This is a genomic window from Mesorhizobium sp. WSM4817, assembly GCF_055811135.1.
Genome location: NZ_JBVVQQ010000006.1, coordinates 218897 through 232759, shown reverse-complemented (window position 1 = coordinate 232759; position 13863 = coordinate 218897). Strand labels below are relative to the sequence as shown.

13 protein-coding genes, 1 pseudogene and 1 riboswitch are annotated in these 13863 nt (G+C 61.7%); of the genes and pseudogenes, 8 read left to right on the top strand and 6 right to left on the bottom strand.

All coding sequences use genetic code 11. The features are described from left to right. Window positions 1-109 precede the first annotated feature (109 nt). The 3 genes and pseudogenes from AC0L2K_RS11590 to AC0L2K_RS11580 all read right to left on the bottom strand — a co-directional run bounded on the left by AC0L2K_RS11590 (window position 110) and on the right by AC0L2K_RS11580 (window position 2676). Window positions 110-507, bottom strand: a pseudogene (locus AC0L2K_RS11590) (imm11 family protein). A 372-nt stretch (window positions 508-879) separates the two neighbouring features. Continuing rightward, window positions 880-1302 carry a GFA family protein gene (locus tag AC0L2K_RS11585; RefSeq protein WP_473531387.1) on the bottom strand — a complete coding sequence of 141 codons (423 nt, stop codon included), beginning with the start codon at window positions 1300-1302 and terminating at the stop codon, window positions 880-882. 351 nt (window positions 1303-1653) lie between these two features. Continuing rightward, window positions 1654-2676: a substrate-binding domain-containing protein gene (locus AC0L2K_RS11580; protein WP_023796846.1), complete on the bottom strand. Its 1023-nt coding sequence runs from the start codon at window positions 2674-2676 to the stop codon at window positions 1654-1656. Window positions 2677-3037: 361 nt separating this feature from the next. Here AC0L2K_RS11580 and AC0L2K_RS11575 point away from each other — a divergent pair, with 361 nt between their 5' ends. The 5 genes from AC0L2K_RS11575 to AC0L2K_RS11555 all read left to right on the top strand — a co-directional run bounded on the left by AC0L2K_RS11575 (window position 3038) and on the right by AC0L2K_RS11555 (window position 9598). Then, on the top strand, window positions 3038-4393 hold the full coding sequence (locus AC0L2K_RS11575) for an ABC transporter substrate-binding protein (protein WP_023796847.1): 1356 nt from the start codon (window positions 3038-3040) through the stop codon (window positions 4391-4393). A 228-nt stretch (window positions 4394-4621) separates the two neighbouring features. Next, complete coding sequence (locus AC0L2K_RS11570) at window positions 4622-5635, top strand: carbohydrate ABC transporter permease (protein WP_023796848.1); 1014 nt, start codon at window positions 4622-4624, stop codon at window positions 5633-5635. A gap of 1 nt (window position 5636) precedes the next feature. Continuing rightward, on the top strand, window positions 5637-6791 hold the full coding sequence (locus tag AC0L2K_RS11565; protein WP_027151438.1) for a carbohydrate ABC transporter permease: 1155 nt from the start codon (window positions 5637-5639) through the stop codon (window positions 6789-6791). Window positions 6792-6795: 4 nt separating this feature from the next. After that, window positions 6796-8460, top strand: coding sequence for a beta-galactosidase BglA (gene bglA, locus AC0L2K_RS11560; RefSeq protein ID WP_128172878.1), 1665 nt, complete (start codon window positions 6796-6798; stop codon window positions 8458-8460). Between the two features lie 25 nt (window positions 8461-8485). Next, complete coding sequence (locus AC0L2K_RS11555) at window positions 8486-9598, top strand: ABC transporter ATP-binding protein (protein ID WP_023796851.1); 1113 nt, start codon at window positions 8486-8488, stop codon at window positions 9596-9598. 190 nt (window positions 9599-9788) lie between these two features. On the opposite strand, the gene AC0L2K_RS11550 is transcribed toward AC0L2K_RS11555, so the two are convergent. From AC0L2K_RS11550 to AC0L2K_RS11540, 3 genes are all read right to left on the bottom strand, one after another. Beyond that, on the bottom strand, window positions 9789-10025 hold the full coding sequence (locus AC0L2K_RS11550; RefSeq protein ID WP_023796852.1) for a DUF680 domain-containing protein: 237 nt from the start codon (window positions 10023-10025) through the stop codon (window positions 9789-9791). Window positions 10026-10099: 74 nt separating this feature from the next. Then, on the bottom strand, window positions 10100-10324 hold the full coding sequence (locus AC0L2K_RS11545; RefSeq protein ID WP_023796853.1) for a DUF680 domain-containing protein: 225 nt from the start codon (window positions 10322-10324) through the stop codon (window positions 10100-10102). A gap of 67 nt (window positions 10325-10391) precedes the next feature. Next, entirely contained in the window at window positions 10392-10598 is a 207-nt protein-coding gene (locus tag AC0L2K_RS11540; protein ID WP_023796854.1) for a DUF680 domain-containing protein, read from the bottom strand. A gap of 80 nt (window positions 10599-10678) precedes the next feature. Here AC0L2K_RS11540 and AC0L2K_RS11535 point away from each other — a divergent pair, with 80 nt between their 5' ends. From AC0L2K_RS11535 to AC0L2K_RS11525, 3 genes are all read left to right on the top strand, one after another. Next, a complete protein-coding gene (locus tag AC0L2K_RS11535; RefSeq protein WP_473531386.1) occupies window positions 10679-11104 on the top strand; it encodes a hypothetical protein in 426 nt (141 codons plus the stop codon). Continuing rightward, window positions 11105-11307: riboswitch (cobalamin riboswitch) on the top strand. It begins immediately after the preceding gene. Window positions 11308-11420: 113 nt separating this feature from the next. Then, on the top strand, window positions 11421-12668 hold the full coding sequence (locus tag AC0L2K_RS11530; protein ID WP_023796856.1) for an aromatic ring-hydroxylating oxygenase subunit alpha: 1248 nt from the start codon (window positions 11421-11423) through the stop codon (window positions 12666-12668). A gap of 23 nt (window positions 12669-12691) precedes the next feature. Beyond that, window positions 12692-13822, top strand: coding sequence for an FAD-binding oxidoreductase (locus AC0L2K_RS11525; RefSeq protein WP_023796857.1), 1131 nt, complete (start codon window positions 12692-12694; stop codon window positions 13820-13822). The last annotated feature ends 41 nt before the right edge of the window (window positions 13823-13863 follow it).

The window sequence follows — 13863 nt, the reverse complement described above, 5'->3', positions numbered from 1 at the left end:
TGCATAATTTTCGGCAACAGATATTGGGGTCAAAACTCAATCAGCCGGTTGCCGCAAATGAGCGAGATGGGTGGAGTGCGGCCTTGCGCTATGTCGTCTCCATCGCGTGTTAGCCGATGCCTCTGACACCGGCCTCTGACATTGCCAGCTTGAAGGTTTCTGACACGAAAGGAAGATCAAACCCGCTCATGCGCGGGTCGATCCAGACGTTGCGCCCGCCGACCCGCCGCAGATTGACGACATAGGAACCACCGGGTCTGTTCATCCAGAGTCCCGACTTTTCGCGGAACTCATGCGTCGTTTGCTCTCTATCCATGCCGTCGATGCGGTTGCATGGGTAAAACAGAAATAGGAGGCGGCATGGCTGCCGTCCTTCCACAGCAGCTCGACTGGAACGAATTGATGCAGGCCGGGCTCCAGTTTCTCGACCACCTCACGGAATTTGCCACTGACGAAGAAGGAGTTGTGCATCATCAGGTCCGCCGGCATGATCTTCCCCCCTCCCACCTTTTTCGTGGGCAGGTGGGTGGGATCGATCGGGACGCCCTGGTAGGTGGCCGATTTGTCCACCCACGTTCCATCTTCCAGCCTCGCCGAATTCGTGACCGGATGGAATTCTAACCCGGCCGGGACACCTTCCGGCGATCGCCATCGACTGGATCGCCGCGACGTCCGAAGTCCGCGCCCTGGTCGGCGCCGGCGATTTCGGAATAGTTAGAAATTGCTGGCAAGCAAGGTTAGCAACTGCTGGTAATCGTCGGAAGGTCCGCACCGGGTCGAACTCGGTCGCTCAGAGTGATTGAGTTTGACCACTAGGCCGGTGCGCCGGCGACCGATCCCCTGACCACCAGATCGACCGGCCAGGCTTCGCCGCGGGCGTCAGATATCAGGCGAGTACTCTTGTATCAGACTTGCCTGGAAGCGCTCGACCTCTTCCGCAAGAGTTACCCAATGATGTTGATATCGCTCGAAGATCGACACGGTTGGGGCCGGGAAGTTTGGATCGGCCAATGCGCCAACGGCTACGCCGATCATCGTAGGCAGAGCATCAGGCTTCCAATAGACTGTCGAACCACAGGTCGGGCAAAAATACATGCGTACATTGCGGCCGCTATCGGCAACGCGAATGAACTCCCTTGCAGCTCCCGAAATCGCGACGGTATCAGTCGCATAGAACGCGTTGACGCTGAATGATGTACCGGTTCGCCGTTGGCAAGCTAAACAATGACACGCGGCAACCAATTTTGTTGGCTCTTGCATCATAAGTCTGAGTGCGCCGCATACGCATTGGGCATCGGCCATGGAGAATCCTCCGTCTTTCTCGGTGAAACAACTTTGCGGTGTAGGGGTGAGGCGCAGTTCGAACCGCTGTTGCAGACAGGCAACGCGTAGGACGTGACCCTATCGAGGATCGGGATGCGCAACGCCAACAATGATGCGGCTCACGGAAGCTGTCAACCGCAGCGCATTTCCCGGGCCTTTCTGATGCGTCTCTCGACTACACGGCGATCGCGGTCGATCAGTTCCAGTTCGACCAGGCGAGGCAGATAGCGGGAAGATCGACGCCGTCGCGCGCATTCGCGAGCGACCTTGTCATACTCCCGCAAGACCGCGCAGGTCCAAAAGGGTCGAACTCAGTCGATCGAGTGATCCTTAGCCAGGTGCGCCGGCGACCGATCCCCTGATGACCAGGTCGACCGGCCAGACTTCGCCGCGGGCGCCCTCCTCCAACCCCGAAATCCGCGCCGCCAGCCGCTCGGCGATACGAGCGCCGGCCAAACGGATCGACGAACGCGTCGTCGATAACGGCACCGAAAAATTCTCCGGCTTCAGCCAAGGGAAGACGTCGTCATGGGCGATCAGCGACAGGTCGCCCGGAATGGTCAGGCCGAGATCGCGCACCGCTCGCACGACGCCGAGCGCCATGATCAGGCTGGAGCAGGCGATCGCGGTCGGCGCGTCGCTTTGCTCAAGTAAGCGCCTGGCGGCGCGGTAGCCGTTCTCCTCGGTCATGGCGAGGGAACAGACATCGCCTTCGCCAAGCGCCAGACCGCTTGCCGCCAGCGCTCGGCGCACACCGCGCTCGCGGTGAATGGCGAAGGTCTCGCGGCCGTCGCCGTTGATCAGCGCCAGCCGCCGGTGACCGAGTTGGACGAGCAACCGTGCCGCCTCGTGGAAGGCGCCCTCATTGTCGATGTCGGTGAAAGGGTAATCGAAATCGAGCCCTTCACTGCGGCCATGGACGATAAAGGGAATGCCGAGCGTGTTGACCAGCGCCACCCGCCGGTCGGCCGGCCTCGGCGAGGAGATGTAGACGGCGTCGACCTGCCGGTTGGCGACGATACGCCGATAGGTCGTCTCCTGGTCGTCGGCATCGGCCGGGGACAACACCAGGTCGAGTTCGTGCGAACGGGCGTAGTCGCCGAGACCGGAGAGGAATTCCACGAAATGCGGGTCGATGTCAACGGCCGCCCCGGTCGGCAAGACATAACCGATCATCCCGGTCTTGCCGGTAGCCAGCCGACGCGCGCTCGGGTTGGGACGGTACCCGTGGCGCTTGGCGGCGTCGATCACCCGCCGGCGCGTTTCCTCGTTGACTTCCGGGTAGCCGTTCAGCGCGCGGCTTACCGTCGTCTGCGAAAGCGCCAGCATATGGGAAAGCTGTTTGAGGTTCACCGGAGGCCTCCAAGCCTCAAAGCGCTTTAACTATGGGTCGCTCGCGCCACGGCGGCGAGCGCTACCGATGCGACGATCATAAGCACCCTTTCTAACCGGTTTGAAGCAAAATTTGCTGTTGCAGCGCCCAAAATGGTGCTGCAGCGCACTTTGTTTGCTCTTGTGGCCGTGAAATTAAATCGATTAGTTTACCAGCCTCTTGACTTCTGATTAATTCAGTGGCGTGATTGCGAAGACCAAAGCGCTTTGGAAGACTCTCCGAAAGGTTGCGGTTCCTTTCCGAGTGAGTCACAGTCCTGCAGCGTCGGCGGACGGAATGGAGGTTCCGTCCGGTGTCTGTCACCACTGGGAGGGAATACCAATGAGGAAAATGCTTCTGCTGAGCGCCGCCTTTGTCGCGCTCGCCCTGGGCGCACCGGCGCAAGCCGAACTGAAGTTCAAGCCGGGCGAAGACCCCCGCTTCAACTGGGCGAATTACGAAGAGCTCAAGAAAGTCGACCTCAAGGGCGAGACGCTGTCGATCTTCGGGCCATGGCGCGGCGAAGACGAGGGCCTCATCCGCACCGTTCTCGACTATTTCTCGGAAGCCACCGGCGCCGAGGTCAAGTACTCCTCGTCGGAAAATTACGAACAGCAGATCGTCATCGACACGCAGGCCGGCAGCCCGCCCAACATCGCCGTGCTGCCGCAGCCGGGCCTGATCCAGGACCTGGCGTCCAAGGGCCTGCTGACGCCGCTCGGCGACGACACCGCCAACTGGATCAAGGACAATTACGGCGCCGGCCAGTCATGGGTCGATCTCGGCACCTTCAAGGACAAGGATGGCAAGGAGGGCTTTTTCGCCTTCCCCTACAAGGCCGACGTGAAATCGCTGGTCTGGTACTCGCCGGACAATTTCGAGGAAGCCGACTACGAGGTGCCGAAGACGCAGGAAGAGCTCGCCGAGCTCGAAAAGCAGATCATCGCCGACGGCGGCACGCCATGGTGCATCGGGCTCGGTTCGGGCGGCGCCACAGGCTGGCCAGCGACCGACTGGGTCGAGGACATCATGCTGCGCACCCAGACGCCCGAGACCTACGACAAGTGGGTAAAGAACGAGATTCCGTTCAACGACCCGGCGGTGGTCAACGCCATCGACATTTTCGGCAAGATCGCGACCGACGACAAGATGGTCGACGGCGGCGCCAAGGCGGTGGCGGCGACCGATTTTCGCGATAGCCCGAAGGGCCTGTTCTCGGTGCCGCCGAAATGCTATTTGCACCACCAGGCGTCGTTCATCCCGACCTTCTTCCCGGAAGGCACCGAGATCGGCCAGGACGCCGACTTCTTCTACTTCCCAGCTTACGCTGCCAAACCCGACCTCGGCACCCCGGTGCTCGGCGCCGGCACGCTGGCCATGATCACCAAGGATAGCAAGAGTGCCCGCGCGTTCATCGAATTCCTGAAGATGCCGCTCGCCCATGAGATCTGGATGGCCCAGGGCGGCTTCGTGACGCCGTTCAAGTCGGTCAACAAGGACGCCTATGCCAGCGACGCGCTGAAGAAGCAGGGCGAAATCCTCGCCGAAGCCTCGACCTTCCGCTTCGACGGGTCCGACCTGATGCCGGGCAAGATCGGCGCCGGCGCCTTCTGGACCGGTATGATCGATCTCGTCGGCGGCAAGTCCGCCCAGGATGTCGCCACCGATATCCAGAAGAGCTGGGACGCGATCAAGTAGGCGTCCCGGCTGAACGTCCGATCCTGCATGGACCCGGGCCTCGGTGGCCCGGATCCGACCAGCGGCCCCACACCGCAGCAATTTTTATGAGCACATTCCGCATGACGCGCGACCAGCAAAAGCAAACCCTGCCTTGCATCCGGTCGCGTTCCAAATAACTGAATCGGCCTGTGATCGCGTCGCCAAAGTCATTCCCGACTGGCGGATCATGCGCAGAGGGAGGGACCCGTGGCGGCTCAGATTTTCTCGGCCATATTCGTCATCGTCGTCGGCGTCGGCGGCTGCGTCGCCTATTTCTGGGGCGCCAACAAGCTGGTGGACATCATCTTCCCGTCGCGCGGCGTTGCAGGTGCGGCGGCCATCGACAATCTGCGCCGGCAGGGGATGATCCGGCCGTGGCTGTTCGTCGGCCCGGCCATGATCATCCTCACCATCTATCTGATCTACCCGGTCGTGGAGACGCTGAGGCTGTCGTTCCTCGATCGCGGTGGCGCCAATTTCGTCGGCTTCGCCAATTATGAATGGGCGTTCGGCGACCGCGAATTCCGCACCTCCATCCTCAACAACATCATCTGGCTGGCGGTCGTGCCTGCCGCCTGCACCTTCCTCGGGCTGATCATCGCCGTCCTCACCGACAAGATCTGGTGGGGCACTATCGCCAAGAGCCTCATCTTCCTGCCGCTGGCCATCTCGTTCGTCGGCGCCAGCGTCATCTGGAAATTCATCTACGAGTATCGTGGTGCTGGCCAGACGCAGATCGGCCTGCTCAACGCCATCATCCAATATTTCGGCGGCCAGCCGCAGGTCTGGATATCGCTGCCGTTCTGGAACAATTTCTTCCTGATGATCATCCTGATCTGGATCCAGACCGGCTTTGCCATGGTCATCCTGTCCTCTGCCTTGCGGGGCATTCCCGAGGAGACGCTGGAGGCGGCCGTCATCGACGGCGCCAATCCGTTCCAGATCTTCTGGAAGATCATGGTGCCGCAGATCTGGGGAACGATCGCCGTCGTCTGGACCACCATCACCATCCTGGTGCTGAAGGTTTTCGACATCGTGCTGACGATGACCAACGGCCAATGGAACAGCCAGGTGCTGGCCAATCTGATGTTCGACTGGATGTTCCGCGGCGGCGGCGATTTCGGCCGTGGCGCCACCATCGCCATCATCATCATGATCGCGGTCATTCCGATCATGATCTGGAACATCCGCCAGGCCAACAAAGAGACGGGAGGACATTGATATGGCCGTCTCGACCGGAAAGTCCTTTGCCAGCCGTTTCGGCGTCCATATCGCGGTCTTCCTCTTCGTCGCGATCTGGACGATCCCGACGCTCGGCATTCTCGTCTCGTCGCTGCGCGACAAGGACCAGATCATCGCCTCGGGCTGGTGGAACTCGTTCGCCAGTTCCACGCAGACGGAAGCGGGGCGGCTGCCACCCGCCTCGGCGCAAGTCGAGAAGGACGGCAAGTTCGTCCTCGAGGGCAACATCTTCGGCGATGATCCGGCCCGCGACATCAGCGCCTTTGGCGTCAAGTCGTCGGCGCCGACGCAATATCCCGCCGGCACCACCGCCGATCTCGGTGACGGCGAGACCTTGCAGCTCAACCCCGACGGCAGTTTCGTCATGACCTCGACCAAGCCGTTCGAGGGCGAGCGTGGCCAGCGCGTCTACTACGCCTCGTCGGCGCCGCCGAAATTCACCACCGACAATTACAATACGGTGCTGTTTTCGGAAGGCATCGGCCGCTCCTTCATGAATTCGCTGACCGTCACCATTCCGGCGACCGTCATCCCGATCCTGATCGCGGCGTTCGCGGCCTATGCGCTGGCCTGGATGCGCTTTCCCGGCCGGGCGTTGCTCATCGCGGTGATCATCGGGCTCCTGGTCGTGCCGCTGCAGATGTCGTTGATCCCGCTGCTGAAGCTTTACAACGGCGTCGGCAGCTTCTTCGGCGTGCCGTCGAAAACCTATCTCGGCATCTGGCTGGCGCATACCGGCTTCGGCCTGCCCTTCGCCATCTATCTCTTGAGAAGCTACATTGCCGGCCTGCCACGAGAAATCATGGAATCGGCGCGCATCGACGGCGCCAGCGATTTCGAGATCTTCGTCAAGATCGTGCTGCCGCTGTCGTTCCCGGTGCTGGCCTCTTTCGCCATCTTCCAGTTCCTGTGGGTGTGGAACGATCTGCTGGTCGCGATGGTTTTCCTCGGCACCGAGGGCGACCAGATCGTGCTGACCGCTAAGCTCAACGCGTTGCTCGGCTCGCGCGGCGGCGACTGGGAGATCCTGACGACATCGGCCTTCATCACCATTGTCGTGCCGCTGATCGTGTTCTTCTCGCTGCAGCGCTATTTCGTCCGCGGGCTTCTCGCCGGCTCGGTGAAGGGAGGCTGAGATCATGCAATCCGCTGTGAAAGCGACGTTGAGTCCCGACTTCGCCGTCGACCGCGACTGGTGGCGAGGTGCCGTGATCTACCAGATCTATCCGCGCAGCTATCAGGACTCGAACGGCGACGGCATCGGCGACCTCAGGGGCATCATCGGCAGGCTGCCCTATATCGCGGCGCTCGGCGTCGATGCCATCTGGATCTCGCCGTTCTTCAAGTCGCCGATGAAGGATTTCGGCTACGACGTGTCCGACTATTGCGACGTCGATCCGATGTTCGGCACGCTGGCCGATTTCGACGCTCTGACCGCCGAGGCGCACAGGCTCGGGCTCAAGGTGATGATCGACGAGGTGCTGTCGCATACCGCCGACATCCATCCGTGGTTCAAGGAAAGCCGCTCGAGCCGCACCAACCCGAAGGCCGACTGGTATGTCTGGGCCGACGCCAGGCCCGACGGCACGCCACCCAACAACTGGCTGTCGATCTTCGGCGGTTCGGCCTGGCAGTGGGACACCAGCCGCCAGCAATATTACCTGCATAATTTCCTGGCCGAGCAGCCCGATCTCAACTTCCACAGCCGCGCAGTCCAGGACGCGCTGCTCGATGTCACCCGCTTCTGGCTGGAGCGCGGCGTCGACGGTTTCCGCCTCGACACCATCAATTTCTACTTCCACAGCCAGGGCCTCGAGGACAATCCGCCGCTGCCGCCCGAACAGCGCAACGACCAGACCGCTCCTTCCGTCAATCCCTACAACTACCAGGACCATCTCTACGACAAGAGCCGCCCCGAAAACCTTGGCTTCCTCGAACGCTTCCGCGCCCTGCTCGACGAATATCCGGCGACGGCGGCGGTTGGCGAAGTCGGCGATTCGCAGCGCGGACTGGAGGTGGTGGCGGCCTATACCGCCGGCCGCAAGCGCGTGCACATGTGCTATTCATTCGACTTCCTGGCGCCCGAAAAGATCAGCGCGGCAAAGGTGCGTTCGGTGCTGGAAGCCTTTGGCGAGGTCGCCAGCGACGGCTGGTCGTGCTGGGCCTTCTCCAACCACGACGTGATGCGCACTGCCTCGCGCTGGGCGGCCGGCGAGGCCGACCAGACCGCTTATCTCAAGGTGATCTCGGCGCTGCTGATGTCGCTGCGCGGCTCGGTCTGCATCTACCAGGGCGAGGAACTCGGTCTTGGCGAAGCGGAATTGCAATTCGAGGATCTGCAGGACCCCTACGGCATCCGGTTCTGGCCGGAATTCAAGGGCCGCGACGGCTGCCGCACGCCGATGGTCTGGAATGGCGCCGACGGCAATGGCGGCTTCTCCACGGCAAAGCCCTGGCTGCCCGTGCCTGCCAAGCACCTTTCGCAGGCGGTCGATGTGCAGCAGGGCGACGACAACTCGCTGCTCGAACACTACCGGCGCTTTCTCGCTTTCCGCCGCCTGTATCCGGCGCTGGCCAAGGGCGAGATCGAGTTCATCGAAAGCCAGGGCGATACGGTCGCCTTCACGCGCCGCGAGGGCAATGAGCAGATCGTCTGCGCCTTCAATCTCGGCAGCCGACCGGCCGAAGTCAATCTCGGCGGACGCTCGCTGCAGCCCTTGCCGGGGCACGGGTTTTCGGGACAGACTGACGCCGGCTTTATCCGCCTCGGCGGCTACGGCGCCTGGTTCGGGCGTATCGACTGAATTTGCAATTCACTGGAGGGAACCCATGGCCGATGTCACGCTAAGGCAAGTGAAGAAATCATACGGCAATCTCAACATTCTCCATGGCATCGACCTCGACATAAAGTCGGGCGAGTTCATCGTCTTCGTCGGCCCTTCGGGCTGTGGCAAGTCGACCTTGCTGCGGTCGATCGCCGGGCTTGAGGAAATCACCTCCGGCGAGCTCAAGATCGACGGCGAGGTGGTGAACGACGTGCCGCCGTCGAAGCGCGGCATCGCCATGGTGTTCCAGTCCTATGCGCTCTATCCGCACATGACTGTCTACGACAACATGGCGTTCTCGATGAAGATCGGCAAGGAGAGCAAGGCCGAGATCGACAAGCGGGTGCGCCAGGCGGCGGAAATCCTGCAGCTGACCAAATATCTCGACCGCCTGCCCAAGGCGATGTCGGGCGGCCAGCGCCAGCGCGTCGCCATCGGCCGCGCCATCGTGCGCAACCCCAAGGTCTTCCTGTTCGACGAGCCGCTGTCGAACCTCGACGCGGCGCTGCGCGTCGCCACCCGCATCGAGATCGCCAAGCTCAAGGAATCGATGCCTGCTACAACGATGATCTACGTCACCCACGACCAGGTCGAGGCGATGACGCTGGCCGACCGCATCGTGGTGCTCAAGGAGGGCCATATCGAGCAGGTCGGCACGCCGATGGAGCTCTACAAGAGACCCGGCAATCTGTTCGTCGCCCAGTTCATCGGCTCGCCGGCCATGAACATCCTGCCGGCGACGATCGACAAATCAGGCGACCCGACCATCGTCAGTCATGTCGGCGGGCGCAAGGCGACGGTGCCGATCGCCACGCCGGCGTCGGTGAAGGGCGCTTCGGTGAGCTTCGGCGTGCGGCCGGAAGATCTGACGATCGCCACCGGTGCGGATTATCTTTTCGAGGGAACGGTGGATTATGTCGAGCAACTCGGCGAGGTCCAGCTCGTCTATGTCGACATCGGCCGCGCCGACCTGCCGCTGGTCACCAAGCTGCCAGGCAATGTCGGGGTCAAGCGCGGCGCTGCGCTGCGGTTGAATGCCGATGCCGGCGACCTGCATATTTTCGATGCCGACGGACATTCATTCACGCTCCACAAAGCGGAAGCAAAGGCAGCCTGAGAGCAGCAGCCGAACTGATGGATGTTTGGTGACCCAAAAACGAGAGCGGCGGGCAAAGCCGCCACTCTTGTGCGTTCCGGTCGCTGTTAGAGCGACGTGCGTCCAAGTGGACGCACAAAGGTACGCTCCAACACTTTAACCCTGCGCATCGTGCTTTCCGAAAATCGGAACCGATTTTCGGGCCGATGCGCTAGCGGCCGAACAGGTTCCGGTCGCTGCCCTGCGGGGCGGACTTCTGTACGTCGCCCGACGAGTTGAGCAGCTTGTAGACCGGCGAGCCGGTATTGCGTACCGAAGAAGTCTGCGTGTTGTCGACGTTGATGGTCGCCTGCTTGTTGATGTCGGTTCTGCCAAAGTTGTCGCTACCGGCAAAAGCGCCGCCCGCAGCAATCAAAAGCGCGGCGGCGGTAAGAACGATCTTCTTCATTTTCAAAACTCCTGGATTTTCTTGGTTCCGCCAGCCCGGCGGGCAAATGCCGCCGCCGCTGTTGGAACGAACTGTTAGTTGTTGCCGAACAGGTTACGGTCGCTGCCGTTGACGGGTTTCTCGTCAGCCGGAACCGGATTCTGCGCCGAAGCCGAATTCCGAATCGAAGCCGTGTACGAGTTGCTGTCGACCGCAGCGGCCGGCTGGTTGGCGCCGTTCGATCCAAAGTTGTCGCTGCCGGCAAAAGCGCTGCCGGAGATGGCCACAATGGCGGCGGTGGCAAGAATGAGCTTCTTCATTTCAAATACTCCTGAGTTCCTCAGATCCCGAGCGGCGGACCGCCACTTTGCTGTTTGGGACCAGCTGTTAATTGTTGCCGAAAAGGTTGCGGTCGGCGCCCTGGCCAACGGGCTGCTTTTCAGCGTGAGCCGGCGTCTGGACAGAGGCCGTATACGAGCTGTCGACCGCGACGGCCGGCTGGTTGGCGGCGTTGGACCCATAATGGTCGCTGCCGGCAAAGGCGCTGCCGGTGATGGCCAGAGCGGCGACGGCAGCAAGAGCGATCTTTTTCATTTTAGTACTCCAGTATCTTGGTCTTCAGTCCGTCTAGCGGCGTGTCTTGGGAGGATGCGCGCGGCGTTCGGATAGCCCCGATGTGGGAAGGCCATTCGGCGGATTCCAATCACGAAGTTGTTCTGTGTGGACCAAGAATCTACACCTTGAAATTGTACCAGAGGCATCTGCCACTATGGTTTTATGGTTCGTTTTCAATATTTTATGCCAAATTTGCCGTTCGACGATTTGACGGATTGGCGGATCTGCGTTCACTGCGTGCTGCACGCATTGTCAACAGAAACGAACCGTTCGGTTCGATTTTAGGAGCGACTAATAGTCACTTTTGTAAACTGTTAACCTTCCTGGTCTCCGCCGCGGTCGGATTCGATGTCACGGCAGCCGACAATGGCCGCCGACAAAGCGGGTTTCAGCCCTGCAGATATAAACCTGCAGGTTTCGCCGGTGGTGTCGCGCCGCATGGATACGATGTCGCTTTCATGCCGGCAGTCAGCCGGCCGGCATGATTAGATCACGCCATCTCAGGTGCCGCTTGGTGACGACGAAGCGGAGAATTGGGAAGCCGGTCAGAACCCGGCGCTGCCCCCGCAACGGTGGTGGAGTTCAAGTCGCAACGGGAGACCACTGGGCCACAAGCCTGGGAAGGTGTCGCGACGAGTCCGCAAGGACACTCCAGAGCCCGGAAACCAGCCCGAGATTTTCAGACTCGACTGATCGCGGTGGGCGGTCAAGAGGTGGATGATGGACGTCCGGCCCTGTCGCCGGCGTGCAAACGGTCCTCCCTCCATCACCACCAGTTCAGTCCTTACACGAGGACAGGACATGGACGCGCGCAACGACATGCTGAGGCTCTTGCACGGCCGCAGGCAAGGCTATTCGCTCGAGCAGCCCTTCTACACCGATCCAGATTTCTTCAAGCTCGACATGGAGCTGATCTGGTATCGCGACTGGCTGTTCATCGGCCACGATTGCGAGTTGCCGAAAGCTGGCAGCTATATCACCGCCCAGATCGGCGACTATCCGGTCGTGCTGGTCCGCGACCAGCAAGGCAAGATCAATGCCTTCCACAATTCCTGCCGGCATCGCGGCAGCCGTGTCTGCAATGCCGACAAGGGCACTGCGGCGAAGCTGGTCTGCCCCTATCACCAGTGGACCTACGAGCTGGACGGCCGGCTGTTGTTTGCTCGCCAGATGGCAGACGGCTTCGACAAAAGCCAGTTCAGCCTGAAGCCGGTGGCTTGCGAAAGCGTTGGCGGCTACATCTTCATCTGCCTGGCCAACGAGCCGGCCGACTTCGCGCCGATGCGCGCCATGATCGAGCCTTACCTCCTGCCGCACCGGCTGCGCGAGGCAAAAATCGCCTTCGAATCGACCATCGTCGAGAAGGGCAACTGGAAGCTCGTCTGGGAGAACAACCGCGAGTGCTACCATTGCGCCGGCAACCATCCGGAACTCTGCAAGACATTCCCGGAAGCGCCGACCGTGACCGGCGTGCAGGGCGCCGACAGCGATCCAGAGATGCTCGCGCACTGGGCGAAATGCGAGGCGGCGGGCTTGCCGAGCAAGTTCCGCATCGATCCGGCCGGGCAGTATCGCGCCACCCGCGCGCCGCTGCTGCGCGACGCCGTCAGCTACACGATGACGGGAAGACGCGCGGTGAAGAAGAAACTTTCCGACAGCGTTTCGACCGACCGTATCGGCTCGCTGCTGCTCTATCACTATCCGACGAGTTGGAACCATATCCTCGGCGATCATGCCGTCACCTTCCGCGTGCTGCCGATCAGTGTCACGGAAACGGCCGTCACCACCAAATGGCTTGTCCACAAGGACGCGGTCGAAGGCGTCGATTACGACCTCGCCGAACTCACCCATGTCTGGACCGAGACCAACGACCAGGACCGTCGCATTGTCGAGGAAAACGCCTTCGGCATCCTGTCGCCGGCCTATGAGCCCGGCCCCTATTCGGAACTGCATGAGGGCGGCGTCATCCAGTTCGTCGAATGGTACGCCTCCTTCATCGGGCCGCGCCTTGCCGAGGCCGGGCGGCCGGCGCTGCGCAGCGTCGCCTGAGCGAGGTCAAGGGGATGAATGCGATGACGGACCTTGGCCTCTACCGCCATCTCGACGAGATGGCGCCCTGGAACGACAGGCTCCAGGTGCTGGAAGTCATCGGCGTCAGCGACGAGGCGCCTGACGTGAAGACCTTCACCTTCCGCTCTGACAACCAGACCTGGTTCCGCTACAGACCGGGGCAGTTCGTGACGCTGGAACTGCCGACCACCGAGGGCCTGATGATGCGGACCTATACGCTGTCGTCCTCGCCGTCGAGGCCGTTCTCGATCGCGGTGACGGTGAAAGCGCAGGCCGGCAGCCTCGGCACCCGCTGGATGTTCGACAATTTGAAGCCCGGCGTTCACGTGAAGGCCTATGGGCCGGCGGGCGACTTTTCGCTGCACAGCCATCCAGCGGCCAAGTATCTGTTCATTTCGGCCGGCTCAGGCGTGACGCCGATGATGTCGATGCTGCGCTGGCTGAACGACTGCGCGCCATGGACAGATGTCGGCTTCGTCAACTGCGCGCGAAAGCCCGAGGAGATCATCTTCCGCAAGGAGCTCGAGCTGCTCGGCAGCCGCATGCCGGGCCTGACGCTCGGCTTCATGATCGAGGAGCGGTCCAGCCGTGAGGGCTGGTTCGGCCATATGGGCCGGATCGACGCGATACGGCTGCCGCTGCTGGCGCCCGATTTTCGCGAGCGCGAAATTTTCTGCTGCGGCCCCGACCCGTTCATGCGCGCCGTGCGGCAGATGCTGGAGGCGGCCGGCTTCGACATGGCCAACTATCATCAGGAGAGCTTTGCGGCCCCGGCGGTGGAGGAAATTCCGGCCCCGTTCGGTTCGCCGGCAGAGGGTGGGCCGGCAAAAGGTGGGCCAGCAGAGGGCGGGATCGAGGTACCTGCCGAGGCCGCAACGCCGATCCGCTTTTCGCTTTCGGATATTGATGCCGAATGCGTTGCCGGCCAGACCGTGCTGCAGACGGCGCGCGCTTCGGGCGTACGCATCCCCGCAGCCTGCGAGTTCGGCCTGTGCGGAACCTGCAAGGTGAAAAAGGTCTCGGGCACGGTCGAGATGAGCCACAATGGCGGCATCCTCGATCACGAGATCGACGACGGCTTCATCCTTGCCTGCTGTTCGAAGCCGCTGACGGCGATCGAGATCGACGCCTGACCGGCGGGGAGCTTAAAGCGCGTCGCGGCTGAATGGATTCA

Bases quoted from the DNA above. Each gene is read 5' to 3' on its own strand.
- AC0L2K_RS11525 (WP_023796857.1), top strand. From the start codon at position 12,692: ATGACGGACCTTGGCCTCTACCGCCATCTCGACGAGATGGCGCCCTGG.
- AC0L2K_RS11585 (WP_473531387.1), bottom strand. From the start codon at position 1,302: ATGGCCGATGCCCAATGCGTATGCGGCGCACTCAGACTTATGATGCAA.
- AC0L2K_RS11540 (WP_023796854.1), bottom strand. From the start codon at position 10,598: ATGAAAAAGATCGCTCTTGCTGCCGTCGCCGCTCTGGCCATCACCGGC.
- AC0L2K_RS11545 (WP_023796853.1), bottom strand. From the start codon at position 10,324: ATGAAGAAGCTCATTCTTGCCACCGCCGCCATTGTGGCCATCTCCGGC.
- AC0L2K_RS11530 (WP_023796856.1), top strand. From the start codon at position 11,421: ATGGACGCGCGCAACGACATGCTGAGGCTCTTGCACGGCCGCAGGCAA.
- AC0L2K_RS11535 (WP_473531386.1), top strand. From the start codon at position 10,679: ATGTGGGAAGGCCATTCGGCGGATTCCAATCACGAAGTTGTTCTGTGT.
- AC0L2K_RS11575 (WP_023796847.1), top strand. From the start codon at position 3,038: ATGAGGAAAATGCTTCTGCTGAGCGCCGCCTTTGTCGCGCTCGCCCTG.
- AC0L2K_RS11555 (WP_023796851.1), top strand. From the start codon at position 8,486: ATGGCCGATGTCACGCTAAGGCAAGTGAAGAAATCATACGGCAATCTC.
- AC0L2K_RS11550 (WP_023796852.1), bottom strand. From the start codon at position 10,025: ATGAAGAAGATCGTTCTTACCGCCGCCGCGCTTTTGATTGCTGCGGGC.
- bglA (WP_128172878.1), top strand. From the start codon at position 6,796: ATGCAATCCGCTGTGAAAGCGACGTTGAGTCCCGACTTCGCCGTCGAC.
- AC0L2K_RS11565 (WP_027151438.1), top strand. From the start codon at position 5,637: ATGGCCGTCTCGACCGGAAAGTCCTTTGCCAGCCGTTTCGGCGTCCAT.